At 72.4% G+C, this 26268-nt stretch carries 26 protein-coding genes; 15 read left to right on the top strand and 11 right to left on the bottom strand.

The annotated features are described in order from the left end of the window. Nucleotides 1-83: 83 nt before the first annotated feature. On the top strand, nt 84-584 hold the full coding sequence (locus tag ACZ5NW_RS31010) for an SCO4402 family protein (RefSeq protein WP_468747284.1): 501 nt from the start codon (nt 84-86) through the stop codon (nt 582-584). A 47-nt stretch (nt 585-631) separates the two neighbouring features. Then, complete coding sequence (purU, locus tag ACZ5NW_RS31005; protein ID WP_468747283.1) at nt 632-1516, top strand: formyltetrahydrofolate deformylase; 885 nt, start codon at nt 632-634, stop codon at nt 1514-1516. A gap of 158 nt (nt 1517-1674) precedes the next feature. Here purU and ACZ5NW_RS31000 read toward each other — a convergent pair whose 3' ends face one another. Next, nucleotides 1675-3114: a zf-HC2 domain-containing protein gene (locus tag ACZ5NW_RS31000; RefSeq protein WP_468747282.1), complete on the bottom strand. Its 1440-nt coding sequence runs from the start codon at nt 3112-3114 to the stop codon at nt 1675-1677. Beyond that, complete coding sequence (locus tag ACZ5NW_RS30995; RefSeq protein WP_468747281.1) at nt 3111-3692, bottom strand: sigma-70 family RNA polymerase sigma factor; 582 nt, start codon at nt 3690-3692, stop codon at nt 3111-3113. The genes ACZ5NW_RS31000 and ACZ5NW_RS30995 overlap by 4 nt, the downstream gene beginning before the upstream one ends. 291 nt (nt 3693-3983) lie before the next feature. On the opposite strand from ACZ5NW_RS30995, the gene ACZ5NW_RS30990 reads away from it, so the two are divergent. Then, the gene (locus ACZ5NW_RS30990; protein WP_468747280.1) at nt 3984-4358 is read left to right on the top strand and encodes an STAS domain-containing protein; all 375 of its coding nucleotides are present in this window, start codon (nt 3984-3986) and stop codon (nt 4356-4358) included. A 129-nt stretch (nt 4359-4487) separates the two neighbouring features. Beyond that, the gene (locus ACZ5NW_RS30985; protein ID WP_468747279.1) at nt 4488-5000 is read left to right on the top strand and encodes an EF-hand domain-containing protein; all 513 of its coding nucleotides are present in this window, start codon (nt 4488-4490) and stop codon (nt 4998-5000) included. Here the strand turns inward: ACZ5NW_RS30985 and ACZ5NW_RS30980 are convergent. Further along, nucleotides 4979-6490, bottom strand: a complete 1512-nt coding sequence (locus ACZ5NW_RS30980) for a class I adenylate-forming enzyme family protein (RefSeq protein WP_468747278.1) — start codon at nt 6488-6490, stop codon at nt 4979-4981. The genes ACZ5NW_RS30985 and ACZ5NW_RS30980 overlap by 22 nt on opposite strands. Before the next feature lie 110 nt (nt 6491-6600). On the opposite strand from ACZ5NW_RS30980, the gene ACZ5NW_RS30975 reads away from it, so the two are divergent. The 4 genes from ACZ5NW_RS30975 to ACZ5NW_RS30960 all read left to right on the top strand — a co-directional run bounded on the left by ACZ5NW_RS30975 (nt 6601) and on the right by ACZ5NW_RS30960 (nt 10740). Further along, entirely contained in the window at nt 6601-7797 is a 1197-nt protein-coding gene (locus ACZ5NW_RS30975; RefSeq protein ID WP_468747277.1) for an amidohydrolase family protein, read from the top strand. Beyond that, nucleotides 7797-8915, top strand: a complete 1119-nt coding sequence (locus tag ACZ5NW_RS30970; RefSeq protein ID WP_468747276.1) for an acyl-CoA dehydrogenase family protein — start codon at nt 7797-7799, stop codon at nt 8913-8915. The genes ACZ5NW_RS30975 and ACZ5NW_RS30970 overlap by 1 nt, the downstream gene beginning before the upstream one ends. 6 nt (nt 8916-8921) lie before the next feature. Continuing rightward, nucleotides 8922-9800 carry an acyl-CoA dehydrogenase family protein gene (locus tag ACZ5NW_RS30965; RefSeq protein WP_468747275.1) on the top strand — a complete coding sequence of 293 codons (879 nt, stop codon included), beginning with the start codon at nt 8922-8924 and terminating at the stop codon, nt 9798-9800. A gap of 430 nt (nt 9801-10230) precedes the next feature. After that, nucleotides 10231-10740, top strand: a complete 510-nt coding sequence (locus ACZ5NW_RS30960; protein ID WP_468747274.1) for an ATP-binding protein — start codon at nt 10231-10233, stop codon at nt 10738-10740. Between the two features lie 410 nt (nt 10741-11150). Here ACZ5NW_RS30960 and ACZ5NW_RS30955 read toward each other — a convergent pair whose 3' ends face one another. After that, nucleotides 11151-12077 (bottom strand): cyclase family protein, encoded by a 927-nt coding sequence (locus ACZ5NW_RS30955; RefSeq protein WP_468747273.1) that lies wholly within the window; start codon nt 12075-12077, stop codon nt 11151-11153. An 86-nt stretch (nt 12078-12163) separates the two neighbouring features. Here ACZ5NW_RS30955 and ACZ5NW_RS30950 point away from each other — a divergent pair, with 86 nt between their 5' ends. From ACZ5NW_RS30950 to ACZ5NW_RS30940, 3 genes are read left to right on the top strand one after another with little or no spacing between them, the layout of a single operon-like run. Further along, nucleotides 12164-13081 carry an SDR family oxidoreductase gene (locus ACZ5NW_RS30950; protein WP_468747272.1) on the top strand — a complete coding sequence of 306 codons (918 nt, stop codon included), beginning with the start codon at nt 12164-12166 and terminating at the stop codon, nt 13079-13081. Nucleotides 13082-13130: 49 nt separating this feature from the next. Then, nucleotides 13131-14270 (top strand): acyl-CoA dehydrogenase family protein, encoded by a 1140-nt coding sequence (locus ACZ5NW_RS30945; RefSeq protein ID WP_468747271.1) that lies wholly within the window; start codon nt 13131-13133, stop codon nt 14268-14270. 14 nt (nt 14271-14284) lie between these two features. After that, nucleotides 14285-15334, top strand: coding sequence for a Zn-dependent alcohol dehydrogenase (locus tag ACZ5NW_RS30940; RefSeq protein ID WP_468747352.1), 1050 nt, complete (start codon nt 14285-14287; stop codon nt 15332-15334). A 7-nt stretch (nt 15335-15341) separates the two neighbouring features. On the opposite strand, the gene ACZ5NW_RS30935 is transcribed toward ACZ5NW_RS30940, so the two are convergent. Further along, entirely contained in the window at nt 15342-16397 is a 1056-nt protein-coding gene (locus ACZ5NW_RS30935) for a GlxA family transcriptional regulator (RefSeq protein ID WP_468747270.1), read from the bottom strand. Nucleotides 16398-16469: 72 nt separating this feature from the next. Between ACZ5NW_RS30935 and ACZ5NW_RS30930 the strand changes: the two genes are divergently transcribed. After that, entirely contained in the window at nt 16470-17780 is a 1311-nt protein-coding gene (locus tag ACZ5NW_RS30930; RefSeq protein ID WP_468747269.1) for an MFS transporter, read from the top strand. A 10-nt stretch (nt 17781-17790) separates the two neighbouring features. Here the strand turns inward: ACZ5NW_RS30930 and ACZ5NW_RS30925 are convergent, their stop codons facing one another. The 4 genes from ACZ5NW_RS30925 to ACZ5NW_RS30910 form a co-directional block, all read right to left on the bottom strand. After that, the gene (locus ACZ5NW_RS30925; RefSeq protein ID WP_468747268.1) at nt 17791-18369 is read right to left on the bottom strand and encodes a flavin reductase family protein; all 579 of its coding nucleotides are present in this window, start codon (nt 18367-18369) and stop codon (nt 17791-17793) included. Nucleotides 18370-18411: 42 nt separating this feature from the next. Then, a complete protein-coding gene (locus ACZ5NW_RS30920; protein ID WP_468747267.1) occupies nt 18412-19203 on the bottom strand; it encodes an enoyl-CoA hydratase/isomerase family protein in 792 nt (263 codons plus the stop codon). Continuing rightward, nucleotides 19194-21419, bottom strand: a complete 2226-nt coding sequence (locus tag ACZ5NW_RS30915; protein WP_468747266.1) for an acetate--CoA ligase family protein — start codon at nt 21417-21419, stop codon at nt 19194-19196. The genes ACZ5NW_RS30920 and ACZ5NW_RS30915 overlap by 10 nt, the downstream gene beginning before the upstream one ends. A gap of 148 nt (nt 21420-21567) precedes the next feature. Then, complete coding sequence (locus ACZ5NW_RS30910) at nt 21568-22758, bottom strand: flavin-containing monooxygenase (RefSeq protein WP_468747265.1); 1191 nt, start codon at nt 22756-22758, stop codon at nt 21568-21570. 178 nt (nt 22759-22936) lie between these two features. Here ACZ5NW_RS30910 and ACZ5NW_RS30905 point away from each other — a divergent pair, with 178 nt between their 5' ends. The 3 genes from ACZ5NW_RS30905 to ACZ5NW_RS30895 are packed head-to-tail and all read left to right on the top strand — an operon-like array spanning nt 22937 to nt 24425. Continuing rightward, nucleotides 22937-23383: a DoxX family protein gene (locus ACZ5NW_RS30905; RefSeq protein ID WP_468747264.1), complete on the top strand. Its 447-nt coding sequence runs from the start codon at nt 22937-22939 to the stop codon at nt 23381-23383. Next, a complete protein-coding gene (locus tag ACZ5NW_RS30900) occupies nt 23374-23817 on the top strand; it encodes a Zn-ribbon domain-containing OB-fold protein (protein ID WP_468747263.1) in 444 nt (147 codons plus the stop codon). The genes ACZ5NW_RS30905 and ACZ5NW_RS30900 overlap by 10 nt, the downstream gene beginning before the upstream one ends. An 8-nt stretch (nt 23818-23825) precedes the next feature. After that, nucleotides 23826-24425: a GNAT family N-acetyltransferase gene (locus ACZ5NW_RS30895; protein WP_468747262.1), complete on the top strand. Its 600-nt coding sequence runs from the start codon at nt 23826-23828 to the stop codon at nt 24423-24425. A gap of 16 nt (nt 24426-24441) precedes the next feature. Here the strand turns inward: ACZ5NW_RS30895 and ACZ5NW_RS30890 are convergent, their stop codons facing one another. Continuing rightward, nucleotides 24442-24903: a hypothetical protein gene (locus ACZ5NW_RS30890; protein ID WP_468747261.1), complete on the bottom strand. Its 462-nt coding sequence runs from the start codon at nt 24901-24903 to the stop codon at nt 24442-24444. A gap of 18 nt (nt 24904-24921) precedes the next feature. Then, on the bottom strand, nt 24922-26259 hold the full coding sequence (locus tag ACZ5NW_RS30885; protein ID WP_468747260.1) for a hypothetical protein: 1338 nt from the start codon (nt 26257-26259) through the stop codon (nt 24922-24924). Nucleotides 26260-26268: the final 9 nt, after the last annotated feature.

Below are 26268 nucleotides of genomic sequence, written 5' to 3'. Positions count from 1 at the left end.
AAGTGACCCCTGGTCAACGAACGGTGACGGGGAGGTGAATTGCGGGGTCCGGTGCGACCGATGTGACGCGGATCGTACGATCAATGACCGTGCAAGCTCCGGAGAACTCTTCACGTCGTGCCCGTCGCTCATCCACCATGGGCGGCATGCCACTCAACGACATGCCGTGGTGGCGCTGGCGCAGCAATGTGCGCTCCGCGCTGCACATGCTCTCCGACCCGGTGTTCCAGCGGGACGTCTGGCTGGCCGGCCTCGACGGGTACGGGGACGTCACCGACGCCGTGTACCGCCTGGTCGAGGACACCTGGCTGGACAACTGGTCCGCCGAGAAGTACGTCGGCACGATCTTCCGGGACTCCCAGGAGGCGGCCCTGGTGGACACCGCGGTGCTGCGGGTGCTGCGGATCATGCACCAGGTCGGCCCGGACGCGCCGGTCTCCGCCTACCTCGACCACGAGGCGTGGCCCGAGGCGGTGCGGGCGGCGCGGGACGCGCATGTGCGGATGGCCGTGAGCGACGGTGAGGACCCGGAGGCGGCGCCGCGCACCCTGGAGGTGCTGCGGATCCTGACGAGGTCCGCGTAGCGGGACGGCCTGCCGGGGGAGGGGGTCCGTATGGGACGCTGTGGTGCATGACCGAGCAGACCAAGCGAGCCGCGGCGAACCCCGCCGATCAGTACGTCCTCACCCTGTCCTGCCCGGACAAGCAGGGCATCGTGCACGCCGTGTCGAGCTACCTGTTCATGACCGGATGCAACATCGAGGACAGTCAGCAGTTCGGTGATCACGACACCGGGCTGTTCTTCATGCGCGTCCATTTCTCGGCCGAGGCGCCGCTGACCGTGGAGAAGCTGCGGGCGAGCTTCGCGGCGATCGGTGACTCGTTCCAGATGGACTGGCAGCTCAACCGGGCCGACGACAGGATGCGCATCGTCCTGATGGTCAGCAAGTTCGGGCACTGCCTCAACGACCTGCTCTTCCGCGCCCGGATCGGCGCGCTGCCGGTGGAGATCGCGGCGGTGGTGTCCAACCACACCGACTTCGCCGAGCTGGTGGGGTCGTACAACGTCCCCTTCCACCACATCCCGGTGACGAAGGACACCAAGGCGGAGGCCGAGGCGCGGCTTCTCGACATCGTCCGGGAGAACGACGTCGAGCTGGTCGTGCTGGCCCGCTACATGCAGGTCCTCTCCGACGACCTGTGCAAGCAGCTGAGCGGGCGGATCATCAACATCCACCACTCGTTCCTGCCGAGCTTCAAGGGTGCGAAGCCGTATCACCAGGCGCATGCGCGAGGGGTGAAGCTCATCGGGGCGACGGCGCATTACGTGACCGCGGATCTCGATGAGGGGCCGATCATCGAGCAGGAGGTCGAGCGGGTCGGGCACGGTGTGACGCCGGATCAGCTCGTCGCGATAGGCCGGGATGTGGAGTGCCAGGCGCTGGCGCGGGCCGTGAAGTGGCATGCGGAGCGGCGGATTCTTCTCAATGGGCGGCGGACGGTGGTGTTCGCCTAGGAGCACGGGGGGTTCGGTTCGAGGGCGGCTGCGGGTGGTTCGTGGTTGCTCGCGCAGTTCCCCGCGCCCCTTGATCTCACCGTGAGATTAAGGGGCGCGGGGAACTGCGCGACAAGCCAACGACTACCCGCAGCCGCCCGCGAATCCGCCACCGCCCCCTACATACGGCTCATCGACGCCACCGCCAACAGCACATCACCAATCGCCTCACGATCACCGACCTGCCCCGCTGCCGCCTCCGCAGGAGCCACGTGGCCCGCCGCCAGCTGGCAGAACTCCACGTCGTCCAGGGCGACGTGGGCCACCTCGTGCGCGGCGGAGCCCACCGCCGCCGGGGAGTCCAGGGGGATCAGCCACTCGCCGCCGCCCGTGCCCTCGATCTCCAGGCGCAGGGTGCGGCCGGGTCGGCCCGCCGCCACCAGCTCCTGCACCGGCGCGGCCAGGCCCGCCTGCCGGCGGTTCGCCAGGGCGTCCGGCAGCATCCGCACCGCCAGGTCGATCATCTGGTGGAGGTGGCGGGGCGCGGGCGGCGTGTAGGGATAGTTCACGGCGTCCGCTATGTCCTCCGCGTGCACCCAGCACTCGAACGCCCGGTCCAGCATCGCGTCCCGCAGCGGCAGCTCCACGCCGTCGCCGTACGGTACGCCCAGCCGTCCGGTGCCGCCCGTGAAGGACACGCTCCGTACGATGCCGTGGCTCTGCTCCCGCCAGGGCGCCCGTACGGTCCGGGTGGGCGGGAAGCGGGCGTCGCGCCAGTACCGGTCGGTGCGGTCGGCCGGGCCCCTCGGCGCGTCCCCGGCCTCGCCGAGCGGATCCTCCAGGCCCAGTGCCAGGGCGACGAGTCCGTCGACGGCGAGTAGATGGGCGATCACCCCGGCGACGGTCGTACGGCGGTTCCGCGTGGCCTCGCCCTCGAACCACCGCAGCCGCACCGGGGCGTGCCACTCGGCGTCCCCGAAGTCCTGGAGCAGCGCGTCCAGGCGGGCCGTCTCCGCGTCGTACGGCGCCGCCCACTCGGGTACCGGGATGCGCGGCGCGCGCCGGTCCAGGCAGGCGTCCAGGACGCGGGTGCGCAGGCCCGGGTCGAGGTCGAGGCTCTCCGGTTTCTGGAGCAGGCCGACCGCCTCGCGCAGCCGGCGTGCCTCCTCCGCGCAGGCGCCGCAGCCGCCCAGGTGCTCCTCGACGGCGGCGGTCTCCCGCGCCGAGCAGGCCGCGAGGGCCCAGGCGCCCAGCAGTGACTTGAGCACCCGGTGGTCCAGCGCCGGCGGCTCGGCGGTGTCCGCCTCGTCCACCTTGGCTTGTGTGTCCCCTCTGTCTGTCTTGTCCCCCTGGTCGTTCACGCCGGGCGCGTCCTCCCCCTGGTCGTCGTGCGGCTCGGGCAGCGGCAGCCCGCTGTCCTCCACGGACGTACGCGGCATCGGTATGCGGGGCGGCCGGGGCGGCTGGTCGGGGCCGCTTCCGTCGCCTCCGCGCGGGCCCCGGGGACCGTCGTCCCCGAAAGCACCGCCGTCGTACTCTCCGTGGCCCGTGGGTGCTTCGCTCTGCTCCTCGGGCTCCTCTCCGTCGTCGAACGCCTCGGACCGGTGCGCGTCGCTCACGCCGCACCCCCGTATCCGGGCGGGGCGCCCGGTGCGGCCGTGTCGTGGGCCGTGGACAGCAGCTGGAGGCCGAGGCGGAGCCGGCGGCGGGCCTCGTCCTCGGTGATGCTGAGGTCGGTGGCGGCCTGCCGGTAGTCGCGGCGCTGGAAGTAGGCCAGCTCCAGGGCGGCCCGCAGCGGGGACGGCATCTGCTGGACGATGTAGTCGGCGCGGGCGGCGACCGCGGCGTGCCGCACCTTCAGCTCCAGGTCCTCGGTGGTGCCGGGGCCGCCCCGGGCGAGCGCGGCGGTCTCGGTGGCGCGCAGTCGCTGGACGGCGAGGCGGTGGGTGAGGGTGGCGACCCAGGTGCGCAGGGGTCCGGTCTTCGGGTCGTAGGCGTCGGGGTGTTCCCAGACGTGGGTGAAGACCTCGCGGGTGATGCCGTCGGCGGCCCGTTCGTCCCCGAGCACGCGGTGGGCGAGTCCGTGCACGAGCGAAGCGAAACGGTCGTAGAGCTCGCCGAGGGCCGCCGCCTCGCCGCGGGCCAGCCGCTGCTGCATCCTGCGGTCCCAGCGGGGCGGTGCGTCCTTCTTCGCCATATGGGCCCCCTCACCCCTGTGTCCGAGTCCAGCCTGCGTCCACCGTCTCATCGAATGTAGTCGGCATGTCTGACACCGCACGCTCCTTTGTCGCAATGTGCGCCCCCGGCGGAACCCAGGGTGGTATTGGCGGCCGGACACACGCACCACGATCGAATCGGATCGAATGCGACCGAAACAAGCCTCTTTCCTTTGCTTTCTGTTTTTGGGCCGGTGTTTCGGGGAACGGCCGCTGGGCAGCCGCGCTGCAAGGAAGCGAAGGGCCGGCTTCCGTTCCAGCGAGCGAAGGGCGTGGTGGTGGCGTTCAAAGTGACCGGCGGCGAGCGCGGGGAGTGGGCCGTGCTCCAGGTGTCGGGGGAACTGGACCTGGTGACCTCGCCCGCGCTGCGACAACGGGTGCACGATGCGGTCGCCGACGGGAGGCGGTTGCTCGTCCTCGACCTCTCCGAGGTGAGGTTCTGCGACTCCAGCGGGGTGGGGGTGCTGATCGCCGCGCGGCGGTTGCTGCGGAGCTGCCAGGGGCGGCTGCGGCTGGTGCTGCCCGCTCGGGGAGCCGTGGAGGAGTCTCATGTGAACCGGGTGTTCGGGGCGCTCGGGGTGCGGCGGTTGTTCGATGTGTACGGGGACCTCGAGGACGCGGTTAGTTCCGAGCCGTTGTCCGCGTAGCGCGATGGCGATACCGCCCCGCTCCCTTTCGTTGCCCCAGGTTCGTCTTCTGGCTTCCCCCGCGTCATCGGCGTCGTACGCTCCTCGCAGACATACCCCCACGTGATGATGTAAGGCGGACCGAGGCACATGGTCAGCAGTGAGTACGAGCGGCGGATCGCGGACCGCTTCGCCACCTTCGACCAGGATCACAACGGCTGGATCGACCGGGAGGACTTCAGCGGCGCGGCCAAGGCGCTGCTCGCCGAGTTCGCCGTCGCGGCCCGGTCGGACAAGGGGCAGGCGCTGTACGCCGGCGCCGAGGCGTTCTGGCAGGGCATGGCGGGGATAGCGGACCGGGACGGCGATCAGCGCATCACCCGGGACGAGTTCGTGGGCGGCGCCGTCAAGCGGCTGCGGGACAATCCGGAGCGGTTCGCGGAGATCGCCCGGCCCTTCCTGCATGCGGCCCTCGCCATCGCCGACGGCGACGGGGACGGAGCGGCCACCGTCGATGACACGGCGCGCGCGTTGCGGGCGCTCGGCGTCCCCGAGGGCGTCGCCTCCACGACGGCCGCCGCGCTGGACGCCGACGGCGACGGCCAGGTGGGCGAGCAGGACGTCGTGCCGGCGTTCGCCCGCTACTTCACCGTCCCCGAGTAGCGCTCGCGCAGCTTGTACTTGAGCACCTTGCGCAGGGTCTCGTTGCGCGGAAGGGCGTCCACCACCTCCAGCTGCTCCGGCAGCTTGTGCACGGACAGCCCTTCCGCGCGCAGATACGACGTCAGCGCCGCCAGCGTCAGCTCGCGCGCCCCCGGCGGCTGTTCGACCACCGCGCAGACGCGCTCCCCGCGTTCGGGGTCCGGCAGGCCGATCACCGCCACGTCCCCGACGTCCGGGTGGGCGGCCAGCAGATCCTCGATCTCCTTCGCCGACACGTTCTCGCCCTTGCGGATGATGACGTCCTTGAGCCGTCCGGTGAGCACCAGATGGCCGCTGTCCTTCACGAACCCCAGGTCGCCGGTGCGCAGGAAGCCGTCCGCGTCGAACGCCTCGGCCGTCTGCGCCGGGTCCAGATAGCCCCGGCACACCGCCTCTCCGCGCAGCCGGACCTCGCCGTCCACGATCCGTATCTCCATGCCGTCCGGCGGGCGGCCCTCGGTCGTCGCCAGGTTCTCGGCCGTGTCGTCGGGGGCGCCCATGGTGATCATCGGCACCTCGGTCATGCCGTATCCATGGGTGAGCCGCACGCCCATTTCCCGTACGACGGCGTGGTACAGCTCCGGTGGCTTGGGCGCTCCGCCGCCCGCGAGGAGCCGTAGCGAGGGAATGAGCCGTTCGCCGTCCGGCAGGGCCCGCTGCTCGGCCAGGAACATCGAGTAGAAGGCGGTGGAGCCGCCCGCGACCGTCACCCCGTGCCGCCGGTACTCCGTGAGCGCGTCCGGCAGCGCGAAGTGCTCGAACATCACCGCCGGGAAGCCGTACAGCAGCAGCATCACCGTGTAGTCGGGGCCGGCGATGTGGGCGTAGGGGAAGGCCATCGAGCCCACGTCGTCGGCGGACAGGTGGAGCGCGTGCGCGAGGCAGGAGCCGCCCGCGATCAGCGAACGGTCGGTGTGCAGAACGCCCTTGGGGTTCGAGGTGGTCCCGGAGGTCCAGTAGATCCAGCGCACCGAGGTGCCGTCGGCGGGCGGGGGCGGCAGCCGGTGCGGGTCGCCCTCGGGCAGGTCGTCGTACGCCTCGAAGACGCCCTTGGCGCCCAGACGCCGGGCCATCTCGGAGTGGTCGAAGCCCCGCCACACGCCCGGTGTCGCGAAGAACTCGGCCCTGGACTCCCGCAGCGCGAAGCCGACCTCGCGGTCCCGGTAGAAGGGGATGACCGGCGACTGGACCGCGCCCAGGCGGGCCAGGGCGAAGGCCAGGACGGCCGTCTCGATGCGGGTGGGCAGCTGCCAGGCGACGACCGTGCCGGGGCGTACGCCCCGGTCGTACAGACCGGCCGCCACGCGCTCGGCGCGCTCGCGCAGCCCGCCGAAGCTCAGGGAGCGGTCGCCCTGGAGGAGGACGGGGCGGTCGGGGGTGAGCGCGGCGCGGCGGTCGAGGAGTTCCCACAGCGTGCGGGCGGAGCTCAGGGAGTGCGGGGTCTCGTTCACGGGTGCCCCCTGCTTGGCTGACGACTCGTCAGGTGACATGCTATCTGACGACCCATCAGATACACCCATCAGATGCACACCGTCCGGCGGAGGGCCACCAGGAGGCCACCATGGAGACCGAACTGCCGCGCGTCATCAGCGTCGACGACCATGTGATCGAACCCGCGCACCTCTTCTCGACCTGGCTGCCCGCCAAGTACCGCGACCGGGGACCCCAGCCGCTCACCGCCGGCATCGGCGAACTCGCCTACATCGGCGGCAAATACCAGATCACGATGGACCCCGAGGGGCCGCCCACCGACTGGTGGATCTACGAGGACCTGAAGTTCCCGTACAAGCGCAACATCGCCGCCGTCGGCTTCGACCGGGACGAGATGACCCTGGAGGGCATCACCCGCGAGGAGATGCGGCGCGGGTGCTGGGACCCCAAGGCCCGCCTGGAGGACATGGACCTCAACCACGTCGAGGCGTCCCTGTGCTTCCCCTCCTTCCCCCGCTTCTGCGGCCAGACCTTCGCCGAGGCGCACGACAAGGAGGTCGCGCTCGCCTGCGTGCGCGCCTACAACGACTGGATGGTCGAGGAGTGGTGCGGCGACAGCGGCGGCCGGCTCATCCCGCTGTGCCTGATCCCGCTGTGGGACATCGACCTCGCCGTCGCGGAGATCCGCCGCAACGCCGCTCGCGGGGTGAAGGCCGTCACCTTCTCCGAGATCCCCACCCACCTCGGACTGCCGTCCATCCACTCCGGCTACTGGGACCCCTTCTTCGCGGTCTGTCAGGAGACCGGCACGGTGATCAACATGCACATCGGGTCCAGCTCCCAGATGCCGGCCGCCTCCCCCGACGCACCGCCCGCCGTCCAGGCCTCGCTCAGCTTCAACAACGCCATGGCCTCGATGATGGACTTCCTCTTCAGCGGGGTCCTCGTGCGCCACCCGACGCTCAAACTCGCCTACTCCGAAGGCCAGATGGGCTGGATCCCGTACGCCCTGGAGCGCGCCGACGACGTCTGGGAGGAGCACCGCGCGTGGGGCGGGGTGCGGGACCTGATCCCCGAGCCGCCGTCGACGTACTACTACCGGCAGATCTTCTGCTGCTTCTTCCGCGACAAGCACGGCGTCGCGTCCCTGGACGTGGTCGGCCGCGACAACGCGACCTTCGAGACCGACTATCCGCACGTCGACTCGACCTTCCCGCACACCAAGGAGGTCGCCCTCGACCATGTGAAGGGCCTCGACGACGAGACGGTCTACAAGCTGATGCGGGGCAACGCCATCCGCATGCTGGACCTGGACCTCGACAGGTGATGGACCTCGCCCTCACCCCCGAGGAGGAGGAATTCCGGGCGCGGCTGCGGGAGTGGCTCGGCAAGACACTGCCGACGCTGCCGCCCAAGCCCTCGCCCGAGGACTGGCCCGGGCGGCGCGCGTACGACCTCGGCTGGCAGCGGACGCTGTACGACGCCGGGTACGGGGACGTCCACTGGGGCGCCTCGCCGACCGTACGGCTGATCTTCCTGGAGGAGACGGAGAAGGCCGGCGCACCCTACGTGGGCGCCGGATTCGTCGGGCTGCTGCACGCCGGGCCCACCATCGCCGCCGAGGGCACCGAGGAACAGCGGGCGCGCTGGCTGCCGCCGATCCTGCGCGGGGAGGAGGTGTGGTGCCAGGGCTTCAGCGAGCCCGAGGCCGGATCGGACCTCGCCTCCCTGCGCACGCGCGCGCGACGGGAGGGCGACGTCTATGTCGTGTCCGGCTCGAAGATCTGGACCTCGCACGCCGAAGTCGCCGACTGGTGCGAGCTGTTGGTGCGGACCGACCCGGCTGCACCCAAGCACCGGGGGATCAGCTGGCTCGCGATGCCCATGGACGCGCCCGGCATCACCGTACGACCGCTGCGGACGCTCGCCGGGTCGGCCGAGTTCGCCGAGGTGTTCCTCGACGAGGTGCCGGTGCCGGTGGCCAACCGGGTCGGCGAGGAGAACGACGGCTGGCGGGTGACGATGGTGACGCTGTCCTTCGAGCGGGGGACGGCGTTCGCCGGCGAGGTGGTCGCCTGCCGCCGCGTGCTGACCGAACTCGCCGCCGAGGCCCGGCGCAACGGCCGCTGGGACGACCCGGCGCTGCGCCGCCGGCTGGGCCGTCTGAACGCCGAGTTCCGCGCCCTGTGGCGGCTCACGCAGTGGAACGTCAGCGGCGGGGCGCCCGGGGTCGGCGGCTCGGTCTTCAAACTCCGCTACTCGCACGCCCGCCAGGACCTCTACGACACGGCCGCGGAGGTCGCGGGGGACGCGTCACTGGACCTGGACCGGCCGTGGGTGCTGGACCGGCTGTCGTCGCTCTCGTACACGATCGCGGCGGGGACCTCCCAGATCCAGCGGACGATCGTCGCGGAACGGATCATGGGACTGCCGAAGGGGAGGTGAGCTGCGGTGCGGTTCCGACTGACCGAGGAGCAGCGGGCGTTGCGGGCGGCGGTGCGGGGTGTTGTGGGGCGTCGTCGTCCGACGGCGGACGCGTCCCGTCTGGATCGGGAGCTGTGGGGGGCGCTCGGGAAGCTGGGCTTCTTCTCGCTCCGGCTGGCCGAGGCGGACGGTGGGGTCGGACTGGGGCCGGCCGAGGCCGTGTTGGCGTTCGAGGAGACGGGACGAGCCCTCGTCCCGGGGCCGCTCGTGGCCACGCATCTCGCGGCGGGGACCGTGCCGGGCGCGGCGAGCGGGGAGGTCGTCGTGGCGGCGGTCGACGGGGGCCTCGTGGAGTGGCTCGCGGAGGCGGACGTGGTGCTCGGAGACGCCTCGGGGGCCGTACCCGTACGGTCGGTGGATCCGCTGACGCCGCTGCATCGGGTGCCGGTGCCGCCCGGGCAGGGTCCCGTTTCCGTCCCCGGCGCCGTCGCGTCCCTCCTCACCGCCGCCGAGCAGCTCGGGTCCGCCGGGCGGGTGTGCGAGCTCGCGGTGCAACACGCGTGCACGCGGGAGCAGTTCGGTCGGCCGGTGGGGTCCTTCCAGGCGGTCCAGCACCTCTGCGCCGACCTGTACGCGCGCGTGGAGCTCGCCCGCGTGGCCGTGTACGCCGCCGCCCTCACCGAGGACCCCGCCGACATCGCCGCCGCCAGGCTCCTCGCCGACGAGGCGGCCGTGCGCGGTGCCCGGGACTGTGTGCAGGTGCACGGGGGGATGGGGTTCACCTGGGAGGCCGAGGTGCACCTGCACCTCAAGCGGGCCTGGGTGCGCGCACGGCGTACGGGTGGGGGCGCGGGGAGTGAGGAGCTGCTCGCCGCCGATCTCGCCGGGACCGGGGGAGCGGCCTGAGCTCGGGCCAACGGTGTCGCGGATCGTGGCATTCGGCTGTCACGGAGCGTTGATATCGGGTTGTGTCTTTCCCCCGCCCCGTCACGGCCCGGAGTCGGCGAATCGCTCCGGTACCGTCTGGGGAATGGGAGTGGAAAGCGGTGACCGCGATGCGGCTGTTGCCTGTTCGACTCCCCCTGAAGAGCGTCGCACAGTATGCCGCACGGGTACTCCTTCGCGCTGGAATATGCCCGAAGCGCTTGTTGAGGTGACTGTACGTCAATCAAGCTGTCCTGTAACGGATTCACGGTCCGTCACCCTGCCCATGGCTGTTGTTCTGGTCATGCGGAAAATGGCTACGATCGTGGCCCTCGTCGTCATGGTGCTCGCGTGTCGCGCGGTGTCCGCGTGGCGTGCGGCCATGTGTCCGCCGGTTCGGATGGTGTGAGCGGTGCAGGTGCTTCAAGTGCAGCTGGAGATCCGGCCCGACCCCGCTGAAGTGGGGCGCGCCCGGAGGTGGGCCCGTTCGCGCCTGGCCGGGTCCGGGATAGAGCGCGACGAGCCGCTGGCCGAGACGCTCGTCCTGCTCGTGTCCGAACTGGTCACCAACGCGGTGGTGCACACCGGCCGCCCGGCCGTGCTCCTGCTGACCCTGCCGGCGGCGGCCGTGGAACCGGCGGCCGGTCCCCTCACCGTCCGGCTGGAGGTGGCCGACCGCAGCGAGCGGGTGCCGGTGCCCCGGTGCGCGGACGGTGACGCGACCGGCGGCCGGGGCCTCGCCCTCGTCGACGGCCTCGCGGACCGCTGGGGCTGGAGCGTCGAGGGTGCGGGCAAGCGCATCTGGTGCGAACTCGACCGCTGTACGGAGCCCGAGGCGGCCGTGGCGGACAGCACGGGGCGCCAGGGCGCGGGGTACGGGGCGTACGAGTCGTACGAGGGGTTCGCCTACGAGGCGGTGTGACGAGGCCGGTGCACGGAGGCAGAAAGCGCTCTCGTCCCTGTCGGTCGGTCAGCTCCGTGCCCCGGGGTGTGCTTCCGTGCGCGCCCATCGCAAAAGGGGCGTAAGTAATAAATCCCCGATCAGGTGTTGACGTGAGGTGTCCGTTTGATCACGCTTGTGGTCAGCGATTCGCCGCGAGGGGACGACGAGGGCGGTGACGGAAGCCCTCGCCGAGTGTGGGTCGCGGATTCGGCGGCCGTTCCCCGTCAAGGGCCGAGGGGGGTCGGGGACGTTGCGCCGGAGCCGGATGGCGGCGCGCGGTGCCGCGCTCGGGGCGGACAGCGGCGCGCCGCCAACCGGATTGCTCGACGGGGGGATTCGGTCGGCCTCCTACAGAGGACTCCCAACCGAGGACTCCCTGCAGAGGGCCCCTACAGAACCGCCACCGGTGCCACCGGGCTGCCCGTGGCGCCGGTGAAGGGCTCGGGGGTCGCCGAGAGGAGGAAGGCGTAGTGGGCTGTTTCTCCACAGGCTGTGGACAAGTCTTCGAGGTTCCAGTTCTGCCCCTGCGGCATGCCCATCTCCACCAGGTCGAGGGCGTGCACGGGAAGCCACAGGTCCTCGATCTCGGGCGGGAAGATCTCGAAGGTGAGGGTGTCATTGGCGACCGCCGCGACGTCGCGCGCGTGGAACCACTCCGGGGTGCGGATCGACAGCCCTGGGGACGGATAGCCGTAGGCGTGCCGGTCCCCTGACAGGCAGAGCTGGATCTGGCCGGTGCGGACCAGGACGATGTCGCCGGCCCGGACCCGCGTTCCCGCCAGTTCCTCCGCCGCCTCCAGGTCCTCCGGCGTCACCGCGTGGCCGCCGTCCAGCCGGTCCACGTTCCGCGCGCGGGCCACGTCCAGCAGGACACCGCGCGAGACGATGTGACGGGGCTTGTCGATGCCGCTGAACGCGGCGCCGCCGTGCGCCGTGACGCTGGTCGCCGGGCGGCCGTTGTAGAGCTTGCCCGAGTGCGAGACATGGGGCAGGGCGTCCCAGTGGGTGCCCGCCTGGAGGCCCATGGTCACGACGTCGTCGCTGCACGCGACCGTGCCCGGGCCGAACAGCTCCTGGTTGATCTGCACCATCGCGTGCAGCGGGTTCACCCGGCCCGGGATCATCCCCGTCTGCACGCCGTCCTGTTGGAGCGGCAGCGCGAGGGGGACGCGGCGGCCCGTGCGGATCTCGGCCGCCGCCCGCCGGACCACCTCGTCCGTGATGAGGTTCAGGGTGCCGATCTCGTCGTCGGCTCCCCAGCGCCCCCAGTTGTTGACGCGCTTGGCCCGCTCGTGGAACTCGTCCGGAAGTGCCATCCCGTGCCTCCCCGGGGCTTGTCCTCGCCCGTCTGCCCGGTCATAAAATCTAACGGTCCGTCAGATTCTCCGGGAAGGGGCCGGACGTGGGGAACGGGAACTTCTTGGCCGGGCGGGTGGTGGCCGTGACCGGCGCGGGACGCGGCATCGGGCGGGCGGTCGCGCTCGCGGCCGCCGCCGAGGGGGCGGCCGTCGTCGTCAACGACTACGGGGTCTCCGTGGACGGGGCCTCGCCCACCAGTGAGATCGCCGAGGGCGTCGTGAAGGAGATCGAGGCGGCGGGCGGCCGGGCCGTCGCCGTCGCCGACGACATCTCCACGATGGCCGGCGGACAGCGCGTCGTGGACGCGGCGCTCTCGGCGTACGGGCGGCTCGACGGGGTGGTGTGCGTCGCCGGGATCCTGCGGGAGCGGATGCTGTTCAACATGACCGAGGAGGAGTGGGATCCGGTGGTCGCCACTCATCTGAAGGGAACGTTCACCGTGTTCCGCGCCGCTTCGGCCGTCATGCGCCGGCAGCGCGCCGGAACCCTGATCGGGTTCACCAGCGGCAATCACCAGGGATCCGTCGCACAGGCCAACTACAGCGCCGCCAAGGGCGGGATCATCTCGCTCGTCCGGAGCGCGGCGCTCGGGCTGCACAAGTACGGCGTCACGGCGAACGCGGTCGCCCCCGTGGCCCGTACGCGGATGTCGGCGGGCGTGCCGATGCAGCTCGCCGAGATGGGGGAGCCGGAGGACGTGGCCGCGATGGTCGTCTACCTGCTCTCCGAGCGGGCGCGGGAGATCACCGGGCAGGTCTACACGGTCGCGGGGCCGAAGATCGCGGTGTGGGCGCAGCCCAGGGAACTGCGGGCGATGTACGCCCCCGGGGGGTGGACGCCGGATGCGATCGCGGAGTTCCTGCCGGGGGCGGTGGGGGTCGATCCGATGCCGATGCTGCGGGAGTTGGCGGCGATGGAGAGGGCCGCGCGGAGTGGGGAGCGGCCGAATGCCCAGGGATGAGCAGGGCGTTGTGGCGTGGTCGGGCGCGGGTTCGTGGTGAGGAGTGGCCGTGGACTTCGGTGACAGCCCCGACGACGACCTGTTCCGTGCCGAAGTCCGGGAGTGGCTCGGGGCTCACGCGTCCCAGGGTTGCGACCGGCGGGCGTGGGAGCGGGTGCTGGGGGCCGCCGGATGGATCGGGCTCGGGTGGTCGGAGGGCGGCTACGGGAATCGGGTCGGGTCGCTCACCCAGCAGGTCGTCTGGGCCGAGGAGTACGCGCGGTCCGGGGCGCCCGCCCGCTCCGGGCACATCGGGGAGAACCTGCTCGCGCCCACCCTGCTCGTCCACGGCACAGCCGAACAGAAGGCCCGCTATCTGCCGCCCATCGCCGCCGGGGCCGAGCTGTGGTGTCAGGGGTACAGCGAGCCCGGGGCGGGGTCCGATCTCGCCGGGGTGCGGACGCGTGCCGAGCGGGGGGCGGACGGGTTCCGGGTGACCGGGCAGAAGATCTGGACCTCCCTCGCCCATGAGGCCGACTGGTGTTTCGTGCTGGCCCGGACCGATCCGGAGTCCGTACGTCATCACGGGCTGAGTTTCCTGCTCGTGCCCATGGACCAGCCGGGACGGATCGACGTACGGCCGATCCGGCAGATGACGGGCACCAGTGACTTCAACGAGGTCTTCTTCGACGGCGCCCGCGCGGAGGAGGTCGTCGGGGCGGAGGGGGACGGGTGGCGGGTCGCCATGAGTCTGCTGGGGTTCGAGCGCGGCGTGTCGACGCTCGCCCAACAGGTGGGATTCGCAGAGGAGTTGGGCCGGGTCGTCCGCCTCGCCGTGGAGACGGGGGTCGACCGGGATCCGCTTCTGCGGGACGAACTCGTGCGGCTGTGGGCCGAGTTGCGCGTCATGCGGTGGAACGCGCTGCGGACCCTGGGTGGGGCGCAGGACGCCGGCGGCGCCTCCAGTGTCGCCAAGCTGCTGTGGGGCGGGTGGCATCAGCGGCTCGGAGAGGTCGCCCTGCGGGTGCGCGGGGCCGCCGGCGCGGTCGGACCGGTGGACTGGGGGACCTCGGCACCGTACGAACTCGACGACGCGCAGCACCTGTTCCTGTTCTCCCGGGCCGACACCATCTACGGCGGCTCGGACCAGATCCAGCGCACGATCATCGCCGAGCGCGTGCTCGGTCTGCCCAGACAGCCCAGGAGATGAGGGAGTAGGCCGTGATGCGAGGCGTGGTGTTCGACGGGCGGCGGGTCGAGGTCGCGGCCGATCTCGACGTACGGGAGCCGGGGCCCGGGGAGGTGCTCGTCGCCGTCGTCGCGGCCGGGCTGTGCCACAGCGATCTGTCGGTCGTCGACGGGACGATCCCCTTCCCCGTGCCCGTCGTGCTCGGGCACGAGGGCGCGGGCGTCGTGGAGGCCGTCGGGGCCGGGGTCACGCATGTCGCGCCCGGCGACCATGTCGCGATGTCCACGCTCGCCAACTGCGGGGCGTGCCCGGAGTGCGACCGGGGGCGGCCGACCATGTGCCGGCGGTCCATCGGGCGGCCCGGGCAGCCGTTCTCCCGGGCGGGGCGGCCGCTGTACCAGTTCGCCGCGAACTCCGCCTTCGCCGAACGGACCCTTGTCAAGGCCGTACAGGCCGTGCGGATACCGAAGGACATCCCGCTGCCGTCCGCCGCGCTCATCGGGTGCGGGGTGCTGACGGGGGTCGGGGCCGTGCTCAACCGGGCGCGGGTCGGACAGGGGGAGAGCGTCGTCGTCATCGGGGCCGGGGGAATCGGGCTCAATGTCCTTCAGGGCGCCCGGATCGCGGGGGCGTCGCGCATCGTCGCCGTGGACGCCAATCCGGGGAAGGAGGAGGCCGCCCGGCTGTTCGGCGCCACGGACTTTCTGACCTCGGCCGAGGAGGTGCGGTCCGTGCTGCCGACGGGGGCCGACCATGTCTTCGAGTGCGTCGGACGGGTGGAGCTGATCCGGGCCGCGATCGATCTGCTCGACCGGCACGGACAGGCCGTCCTGCTGGGGGTGCCCGGGGCGCGGGCCGAGGCGAGCTTCCTGGTGTCCTCCCTCTTCCTCGACAAGGCCGTCCTGGGCTGCCGCTACGGCTCCTCACGGCCCCAGCGGGACATCGCCCTGTACGCCGGGCTGTACCGGGAGGGACGGCTCCTCCTGGACGAGCTGGTGACCGCGACGTACCCGGTCGAGGACTTCGAGAAGGCACGGGCGGACGCGGAGGCGGGGCGGGTGGCGCGGGCCGTGCTGACCTTCTGAGGGGCGTTCAGCGGGCGGCGCCGACCGTGCCGTAGCTCCCGTTCCCGCTGTTCCCGCTGTTCCCGCCGTTCCGATCGGTCCCGGCGCGGAAGGTGCGGCGATACGAGGTCGGTGTGACCCCGAGCGCCGCCTGGAGGTGCTGCCGCATCGACTGGGCCGTGCCGAAGCCGGCGTCGCGGGCCACCTGGTCGACGGAGAGGTCGGTGGACTCCAGCAGGTGGCGGGCGCGTTCGACGCGCTGCTGGGTGAGCCACTGGCCGGGGCTGACGCCGGTCTCCTCGCGGAAGCGGCGGGTGAAGGTCCGTACCGACATGGCCTCCTGCGCGGCCATGTCCCGCAGCTGGATCGGCTCGTGCAGGCGGCCCAGCGCCCACGCGCGCGCGGTGGTCGTGCCGGTCTGCTGCGGATCGGGCACGGGCCGCTCGATGTACTGGGCCTGGCCGCCGTCGCGGTGCGGTGGGACGACCGTGCGGCGGGCGACCTCGTTGGCGATCGCGGTGCCGTGGTCGCGGCGGACCATGTGCAGACACAGGTCGATGCCGGCGGCGACGCCCGCGGACGTCAGGACGTCGCCGTCGTCGATGAAGAGGACCTCCGGGTCGACGTCCACCTGCGGGAAGAGTGCCTGGAGGTGTTCGGCGTCGGCCCAGTGGGTGGTCGCGGGGCGGCCGTCGAGATACCCGGCGGCGGCGAGGACGTAGACGCCCGTGCAGATGGAGGCGAGGCGGGTGCCGGGGCGGATGTGGGCCAGGGCGGCGGCCAGTTCGTCGGTGAGGACGCCCCGTTCGAAGAGCGGGCCGAGTTCGTACGACGCCGGGACGATGACCGTGTCCGCGGTGGCGAGGGCCTCGGGGCCGTGCTGGACCATGATGGCGAAGTCGGCGTCCGTCTCGACGGGGCCGGGCGGGCGGACGGAGCAGGTCACGACCTCGTAGAGGTGCCGCCCCCGGGCGTCCTTGGGGCGGCCGAAGATGCGGTGCGGGATGCCCAGCTCGAAGGGGAGCAGCCCGTCGAGGGCGAGGACGACGACACGGTGCGGCTTGAACGCGGGTTCACTACCCATGGCCCGATCCTAGCGAATGCTGTCCTTCGGGCCAGTGGAGGGGGAGGGCGGGCGGCCCCGAAGCTTTATGGCGTGACCCAGACAACCGAAGCCACAGCAGTCGCCGCCGCCCAGGAGCGGCAGCCGGGGCGGAAGATCCACCGCGCGTGGTTCGTCGCCGCCGTCACCTTCGTCACGATCATCGGCGCGGCGGCCTTCCGCTCGCTGCCCGGTCTGCTCATCGACCCGCTGCACGAGGACTTCGGCTGGTCGCGCGGCACCATCGGCGCGGCCGTCTCGATCAATCTGGCGCTCTACGGCCTCACCGCCCCCTTCGCCGCCGCCCTGATGGACCGGTTCGGCATCCGGAAGGTGGTGGCCGTGGCCCTGACGGTGATCGCCCTCGGCTCCGGCCTGACCGTGTGGATGACGGCGGCCTGGCAGCTGCTGCTGTGCTGGGGCCTGCTGGTGGGGCTCGGCTCCGGCTCGATGGCGCTGGCCTTCGCGGCGACGGTGACGAACCGCTGGTTCACCGAGCGCCGGGGCCTGGTCAGCGGGATCCTGACGGCCGCGTCCGCCTCCGGCCAGCTGATCTTCCTGCCGCTGCTGTCGTGGATGGTGACGCGGTACGACTGGCGTCCGGCGGCGGTGACGGTCGCGCTGGCCGCCCTCACGGTGGTCCCCTTCGTGTGGCTGCTGCTGCGGGACCACCCGGCGGACGTGGGCCTGAAGCCGTACGGGGCGCGGGAGTTCGTGCCGAAGCCGGCGCCGGTGACGGGCGCGGCGCGGCGGGCGGTGAACGTGCTCCTCTCGGCCGTGCGCACCGGCCCGTTCTGGCTGCTGGCCGGCACCTTCGCGATCTGCGGCGCCTCCACGAACGGCCTGATCCAGACCCACTTCGTGCCCGCGGCCCACGACCACGGCATGCCGGTGACGGCGGCGGCCTCGCTGCTGGCGGTGATCGGGGTGTTCGACGTGGTCGGCACGATCGCCTCCGGCTGGTTCACCGACCGCTTCGAACCCCGCCGTCTCCTGGCGGTCTACTACGCCCTGCGCGGCATCTCCCTCCTCTTCCTGCCGATGCTGCTGGCGCCGAGCGTCCACCCCCCGATGATCTTCTTCATCGTCTTCTACGGCCTCGACTGGGTCGCCACGGTCCCGCCCACGCTCGCGCTGTGCCGTGAGCAGTACGGCGACGACAGCGCGATCGTCTTCGGCTGGGTGCTGGCCTCGCACCAGGTGGGCGCGGCACTGGTCGCCTTCCTGGGCGGTGTGACGCGGGACGTCTTCGGGACGTACGACATGGTCTGGTACGCCTCGGGCGCGCTGTGCGCGGCGGCGGCACTGATGGCCCTGGTGATCCGCCGAAGCCCGACACCGGCCTTGACCCCGGCGACGGCCTGAACACCGGCGTCTAGAGGAACCGCCCCTTGTGGAACAGCAGCGGCGCGCGATGCCCCTCCTCCGCCCCCAGGGCGTCCACGCGCCCCACGACGATGAGGTGGTCGCCGCCGGTGTGGACGGCGTGGACGGTGCAGTCGGCCCAGGCGAGAACGCCGGCGAGCCGCGGCGCCCCGGAGACGGGCGCCGCGTCGTACACCACGCCAGCGAACTTGTCCGCCCCGCGTACCGCGAAAGCGCGGCACACTTCGGCCTGGTCGGCGGCGAGGACGTTGACGCAGAAGGCGCCCGCGCGGGCGATGCGCGGCCACGTCGTCGACGCACGGCCGACCATGAACGCGACCAACGGCGGGTCCAGGGAGAGGGACGAGAAGGACTGGCAGGCGAAGCCGGCCTCGGGTGAGGCCGTGATGACGGTCACGCCGGTCGCGAAGTTGCCCAGCACGCGCCGGAATTCGGCTTGGTCGACGGGCGCGCGTTCGTCCTCGCCGACGCAGCGCAGCTCCGGGCGCGGCAGGGCCTCCACGGGGGCCGGGGCCCCGGTGGACCTGAGATAACGGACGGCGGCGGCGGCCGCCCCTGCGTGTCCCATCACATCCCCCATTGAAGCTGACGGCTCGTCAGATGTGAACCCTCAGCGGCCCTTGTACTCGGGGCTTCTGCGCTCCACGAACGCCCGTAACCCCTCCTGCGCGTCCTGCGTGGCCATGTTGATCTCCTGCGCGGCCGCCTCCGCGGCGAAAGCGGTGGCGCGGTCGCTGTCCAAGGACGCGTTGACGAGCTGCTTGGTGAGGGCCAGGGTGCGGGTGGGGGACGTGGCCAGGCGGGCCGCCCACTCGTGGGCGGTCTTCGGCAGGTCCTTGTCCGGGACGACCCGGTTGACCAGGCCCAGGCGTTCCGCGGTGGGGGCCGTGACTCTGTCGCCGAAGAACATGAGTTCCTTCGCCCGGTGGGGGCCCAGGAGGCGGGGGAGGAGGTAGGCGCCGCCGCCGTCGGGGACCAGGGCCCGGCGGACGAAGACCTCGATGAAGGTCGCCGACTCGGCGGCCAGGATCAGGTCGCAGGCCAGTGCCAGATGGGCGCCGAGGCCCGCCGCCGTGCCGTTCACCGCCGCGATCACCGGCTTCTCGCAGTCCAGGACGGCGGCGATCAGGCGTTGCGCGCCGAGGCGGATCGTGCGGGCCACGTCGCCGGGGAGGCGCTCCGCCGTCGCCGCGCCCGCGCGCAGGTCCGCGCCCGCGCAGAAGCCGCGGCCGGTGCCGGTGAGGACGACCGCCCGTACGTCCGGGGCCGCCGACGCGTCCGCCAGGAGGGCGATCAGGCGGTCCCGGGCGCTGGGCGTCAGGGCGTTCAGGGTCTCGGGCCGGTTCAGGGTGAGGTACGCGACCTGCCCGGCGACGGTGTGCTCGACCTCGCTCACCGGCACACCGCCAGCGCGTCCAGGGCCACCGCGCCCTGCCCCCGGGGCAACACCATCAGCGGGTTGATGTCCAGCTCGGCCAGGTCCGAGCCGAGTTCGAGGGCCATGCGCTGGACGCGCAGGATCACCTCGACCAGGGCGTCCACGTCGGCCGGGGGGCGGCCGCGGACGCCGTCGAGGAGGGCCCGGCCGCGCAGTTCGTCCAGCATGGCGTGGGCCTGGTCCTCGCCGAACGGCGGTACGCGTACGGCGGTGTCGTGCAGGACCTCGACGAGTACGCCGCCCAGCCCGGCCGTCACGGTCGGCCCGAACAGGTCGTCCTGGCCGACGCCGACCACCATCTCCACGCCCCGTTCCACCATCTGGCACACCAGGACGCCGTCCAGCGGCACGCCCTCGTAGCGGGCGATGTCGGTCAGGTCGCGGTAGGTGTCGCGTACCTGGCTCGCCGAGGTCAGGCCGACCCGCACCAGCCCCAGCTCCGTCTTGTGGGCGATCCGCGCACCGGACGCCTTCATCACCACCGGGTAGCCCACCAGCGCGGCGGCCCGTACCGCTGCCGCCGCGCTGGTCACCAGCTGCTCGCGGGGCACCCGGATGCCGTACGCCCGCAGCAGCTGCTTGGCCGCGTGCTCGCTGAGCTGCTGGCCGGGCCGCATCAGGGCGCGCGCCTTGCGGTAGGACGGCGAGGGGGTGCGCGGGGCCTGGTCGAAGGGGGAGTGGTAGGCGCGCGTGAAGCGGTGGTGGTCGAGGAAGGCGCGGACCGCCGTGAGACAGTTCGCCACCGTGCGGAAGGTGGCCACCCGGGAGGAGCCCAGCAGCACGTCCCGGTACGCCGGTTCGGTGCCCACCGGGGAGCCCCACACCACGCACACCAGCTTGTCCGTCCGCTCGGCCGCGTCCACCAGGTCCCGTACGAGCCGGTCGCTCAGCGGGGGGAAGGGGCCCGTGATCGGACAGATCAGCACCCCGACAGCGGGGTCGGCGAGGATCGCGTCGATGATCTTCCGGCCGCGCTCGTCGCCCACCGGGTGGCCGCCGTTGTCCACCGGGTTCGCCACGCTCAGGTACTCCGGGATCCACTGGTGCAGCTCCGCCTGTTTGGCCGGCGACAGCTCCGGGAGCCCGAGGCCCGCCGCCGTCGCCAGGTCGGCCACGTGGGCGCCGGTGCCGCCGGAGATGGAGTAGACGACCACACCGTCGGCGAGCGGCGGCTTCGCCCGGGCCAACAGGGTGGCCGTGTCCTGGAGTTCGTCGAGGCCGTCGACGCGTATCACGCCGTACTGGCGCATCGCCGCGTCGATCACGTCGTCCGCGCCGGTCAGCTTGCCGGTGTGGGAGGCGGCGGTGCGGGCGCCGGTCTCGGTGCGGCCCACCTTCACCGCGACCACCGGCACCCCGCGCCGCGCGGCCCGGTCGGCGGCCAGCAGGAAGGCCCGGCCGTCCTTCAGGCCCTCCACGTAGGCGGCGATCGCCCCGACCTCCGGGCGTTCGGCGAAGTAGGCCAGGAAGTCGGCGGTCTCCAGGTCGGCCTCGTTGCCGGTCGGCGCCCAGTGGGAGAGCCGTACGCCCAGCTCCTGGAGGGCGAAGACGGGCCGGCCCTGGTGGCCGGACTGGGTGATCAGGGCGATCGCGGGACCGTCCAGGTCGTCGCGGAACCGCTCGAAGGCGTTGAGGTTCGTGTTGGGGCCGAGGAGACGCAGGCCGGAGCGGCGTACGGCGGCGGTGAGCCGGGCCTGTGCGGCGGCGCCCCGCTCGCCCGTCTCCGCGAAGCCGGACGCGAAGGCGACGGCGAACTTCACCTTGGCCTCGGCCAGTTCCTCGATGACCGGCAGCGGGTCGGCTACGAGCAGTACGGCCAGGTCGACCTGTTCCGGCAGGTCGGCGACGGTCCGGACGCAGGGGATGCCGAAGACGGAGGCGCGGGTGGGGTGCACCGGACGCAGCCGGGCGCCCACTCGCTCCGCCCAGGCCACCAGCTGCCGGGTGATCCCGGTGTTGGGGCGGCCCTCGGTGTCCGAGGCGCCGATGACGGCGACGGACTCGGGGCGGAAGAAGCGGTCCAGGTCGGGGACGTCGGCGTACAGCGGGCGCCCGCTGACGTCCAGGTCGTCCACGTCGGCCGGGCGGCCGTGGACGGCGGGTCCGGGCTGTTCGCCGCACGCGAGGACGCGGGCCCGGCGGGAGTCGGTGGTGAGGGTGCCGTGGGTTGATCCAAGCATCGGTCCGCCCGTCCCTGTGTGACTGCCAAGTAACTGACGTAGTGTCAGATTACAGAACTGACGCACTGTCAGGAACGGTGCTGCACCGATGGAGTTGTGCTGCGCGGGCGGAGTCGTGGACCCATGAGGCGCCCGGCGGGGCCGCGCGTCAAGCGGGGATTCGGGACACGTCCGTCCCGCCGCGCCGCGCCACCGCCTTCGCGATCCGCTCCGCGTCGATCGCCATCTCGCGGAACATGCCGCTGATCGGGTTGGTGAAGCCGGTGAAGTACAGGCCGGGGGCGCCCTGCGGGGAGCGGGCGCCGTGGACCACCGGCCTGCCCCGGCCGTCGAGCACGCCCAGGTGTCCGACCAGGCCCTCCAGCGCGCGCACATAGCCCGTCGCCGCGATCACCGCGTCCGGGGAGATCCGGGTGCCGTCGGCGAGCAGCACCTTGCCGTCCTCGAAGCCCTCGACAGCGGCGACGACCTCCACCCGGCCCTTGCGGACGGCGTCGATCAGGCCCACGTCCTGGACCGGGATCGAGCCCTCGGTGACCCTGCTGTACAGCCCGGTGTCGGGGCGCGGCAGCCCGTGCGCCGACAGGTCCGGCACGCTCAGCCGCGCCATCGGCCGGGCCAGCCGGTCGACGAGGCCGACGGGCAGCCGCCGTACGAGCACGCCCGTGTACTGGGCCGCCCAACCGGCCGTCGAGCGGCGCACGATGTGCGGGGCGGTGCGCACCGCCAGCCGCACCCGCGCGGCCCCGCTCTCCACCAGGTCCACGGCGATCTCGGCCCCGGTGTTGCCGACGCCGACGACCAGGACGTCCTGGCCCGTGTACGGGGTGCCGTTGCGGTAGGCGGAGGCGTGCAGGAGCGCGCCGGTGTACGTGTCCCGGCCCGGCCAGTCCGGCAGGTGCGGGGTGTGGTTGTAGCCGGTGGCGACGACCACGGCGGCGCCGGTCAGCTCGCGCCCGCCGGTCGCGTGCAGCAGCCAGCCCGTGCCGTCCGGGGTGCGCTCGACGCGGGAGACCTCGACGCCGGTGACGATCTCCAGCTCGTGGTGCTCGGCGTACTTCTCCAGGTACCTGACGACGTTGTCGCGGGAGACCCAGCGGCCGAAGCGGCGGGGCATCGGCAGCCCGGGCAGGGCCGAAAGGCGGCGGGTGGTGTGCAGGTGCAGCCGGTCGTAGTGGCGCCGCCAGGACGCGCCGACCCCGTCGGACTTCTCCAGCACGACGGCGCGTATGCCCTGCGCGCGCAGCGCGTACGCGGCGGCGAGACCGCCCGGGCCGCCGCCGATGACGTAGACGGGGCGGTCGGCGGGGCTGCTTGCTGGCGGGGTGGAGTCGGCCATGAGCGCGAGCGTAATCACCCGCTCGGTTGATGGGTCTCGGTCAAGAGGGGAATCGGTTGCGAATCGATCACGGGTGGAGGAGAAGTGTGTGGGCCGTGTGGCGTAGGTCTCCTTGAGCTCGCGTGGAGTGTGGCCGGGCGATTGTCAGGGCTCGCTCATCTGACGTACCGTCAGATACATGGATGCTGTCTGGCTCGACGGGGCACAGTGGCTCGCGGTGCTGCGGATAGGTCTCGGCCTGTGGTGGCTGGAGAGCTGGCGGCACAAGGAGAAGAAGAGCTGGTTCGAGGGCGCGGGGATCGCGTGGGCGGCCGGCGTCGCGGAGAAACACCGCTGGGAGGCGGTCCGTTCGGGCTTCGCGGTGATCGTCAAGCCGAGGCCGCGCACGATGGCGTACGTCGTGCTGTACGCGGAGCTGGCGGTGGGAGCGGGACTGGTCGCGGGCCTCCTCACGCCCGTGGCGCTGGCCGGGGGCCTGGTCCTGAACGTCCTCTACTTCACGCTCATGATCCACGACTGGGCCGAACAGGGGCAGAACTCGATGATGGCGCTGATCTCGGTGGTCGGGCTGGGCGGGATGGCGTGGCAGACGTGGTCGGTCGACGCGGCGCTGGGATGGTTCTGATGCGCTACGACGTCCCGGAGGCGGACGCGTTCACGCGCGCGTACTGGGACGCGGCCCGGGAGGGCAGGCTGCTGATCCGCCGCTGCGCGGCCTGCGCCCGGGCCCACCACTACCCCCGCGAGTTCTGCCCGCACTGCTGGAGCGAGGACGTCCGGTGGGAGGAGGCGAGCGGACGGGCCCGGCTGTACACCTGGTCGGTGGTGCACCGCAACGACCTCCCGCCGTTCCGCGAGCGCACGCCGTACGTCCCGGCGGTGGTCGATCTCGCGGAGGGGCCCCGGATGATGACGGAGGTCGTGGGGCTTCAGGGCGCGGATCTGCGGCCCGGGACGGAGCTGGAGGCGGCCTTCCGGGACGGTGTGCCGGTGTTCCGCCCGACGGCGGCGGCCGGGGACGCCCCAAACGCCGTGCAGGATGATCGCCGCGGAGCTTGAATGGCGGGATGGAACGGACGAGCGAGTCGGCTAAAGAGCTTCCCTATCCGGAGCTGCGGGGACACGGACTGCGCCTGTGTGCGTGGGACCCCAGGTCCGAGGAGCACGCCGAGGTGTGGCTGCGCGGACAGTCCGACCCCGAGTTCAAGCGGTGGAACACCCCGCTGAGGTTCGTCACGGACCTGGAGAGCGCCCGGGCCTCGCTGCGGGTGAAGGCCGAGCAGGCGGCGGAGGGTTCGGGGGTGGCGTACCGGGTCACGGACGCGGAGAGCGGCGCGACGCTCGGGCACGTCGGCGTGAACGTGATCAACCGCGTGTGGCGCAGCGCGCGCGTCGGCTACTGGGTGCTGCCGGAGGCCCGGGGCAGGGGCGTGGCGAGCGGCGCGCTGCTGCTGGCCTCCCACTGGGCCTTCACCGAACTCGGTCTGCACCGCCTGGAGCTGGACCACGCGCTGGGCCACGAGGCGTCGTGCAGGGTGGCGGAGAAATGCGGCTACCGCTACGAGGGGACGCTGCGGGGCGCCATGTTCGAGGCGGGCCGGCACGACGCGTTCCGCGACATGCATCTGCACGCGCGGCTGGCGACGGATCCGGAGCCGCTGGGCTGATCCCCACCGGGGTGACTCACGGGGTGACGGTGTCGGTCCTGCGTGCCCGGAGCAGGTGGGTGATGGTCCGCACGCGCCAGGCGGTGAAGGCGAGGAGGACCGCGCCCGTCAGGGCCGGCCACTTCCAGGAGCCGGAGCCGTCCGGGACGGCCGTCTCGGCGGTGGGGCCGTCGACCAGGGCGGCGAGAGTGGCGTCGGGGTAGTCGTCCGACATCTCGTCGATGCTGACGTGCTCGATCCGTACGGAGTGGTCGTCGGACTCGAACCGTCCCGCGCAGGCCCACCCGTCGGCCCACAGCTCGTCCCAGCCGCCGGTCGCCGGGCGGCAGGTGGTGACGTGCACGGTCCCGGGCGTGCCCGTCGCCTCGTCGTAGCCCTGGGCGATGCCGTGCCCGGCCAGGAGCAGCCCGGCGAGGAGCCCGACGACGGCGAGGGATATCGCACGGGGGAGGGGTGGCAGGAAGCGGAGCAGGAACATGGGGTGGGGTGTCCTCGGTCAGGGGGTGGGGTGGGGCGGGGTCGTCCGCTGGACGAGGTCCGCGATCTCGTCGAGGTGGTGCTCGCCGAGGCCGAGGCGTCCGCCGATCGCCTGGTACCGCTCGTACTGCTCGGGGGTGACCGGCGGGGACAGCACCCCGAGGACCCGGAGGAACAGCCGGAAACCGAGGTCGGGGTCGACCCGGCTCACGAGGGCGTCCAGCGCGGTCAGGGCCTCGGGCGCCGGGAGGGGCTGCCAGTGAGGGCTGACGGCCCGGTCGGTCAGCGCGGGCGCGGTCTCCCGGATCTCGCGCAGCACCGCGTCGGTCACGTCGGTGCGCGGAGGCGATACGGCGGGCCGGTACGCCGGGGCGACCTCCCTCAGCCGCTCCTCGCACACCTCCGCCACCCGCCGCAGCCAGTCGCGGCCGTCCACGCGCAGGGCCGCGCCCGAGGCGGCGAGCCAGAGGGTGGTGATCGTGGCGTCGGGGAGCGGGGAGCTCAGCAGACGGCGCGCGTCCTCCAGAAGGAGGGCGGCGGCCGTGCCGGGGGTCCGGTCCGGTTCGTCCGCGTCGGCCACCTGCTGGATCTCCCGGCGGGCCGTGCTCTCCCGCCAGTCATGGTGGGCGTTCCCGGCGAGCCGCGAGAGGCCGAAGTCCCCGTCGGCGGCGCGGCGCGCGGTGTCGATGGGCGGCCAGTCCACGTCCAGGCCGTCGCGGACGACCGCGACCGGATACCCGAACCGGCCGGCCAGGCCGAGGAAACGGTCGTAGTGCTCCTTGGGGACCCGCACGGCGTTCGCCTTCAGGGCCCGCAGGAAGAGCCGGAAGCCGAGGTCGGCGTCGCATCGCCCGGCCAGTCGCTCCAGCGCCGGGGCGAGGCCCGGCAGCCCGGCGGCGGTGGTCAGTTCCGCCGCCAGGCCCCGGATCGCGGACAGGACGTCCGCGATCCGCTCCTCGTCCCGTACCGGACGGACCGGCGGCGGGAGGTAGGAGCGCTTGTTCTGCCGGAGGCGGTCCGTGGACAGGTCCGAGACCGCCTCCAGCCAGGTGCGCATGCCCATGCCGTGGCCGGCCGGATCGAAGGTCCGGCCGACCGCGGCCAGCCACACCGTGCGGAGGGTCTCCTCCGGCAGCGGCCCGTCCAGCAGCCGACGGGCGTCCTCCCCGAGTTCCACGGCCTCCTCGCCGTCGGACCCGTCCGCCGACCGGGCCGCGACCGCGAGCGCGGCCGGGAGGTCGACGGGGGCGGGGCCGCCGGCGGGGCGGTCCGGGGAGCACAGCCGCTCCGTCAGACCGCTGAGTCCGAAGTCCTCGGAGTAGCCCAGTTCGGCGTACGTGGGACGGTGGTGCGGCATGGGTCATGT

The sequence above is a fragment of the Streptomyces sp. NPDC032126 genome (assembly GCF_055580085.1).
The sequence above is the reverse complement of the archived record's forward strand: the minus strand, read 5'-3'. Positions and strand labels throughout refer to the sequence as shown.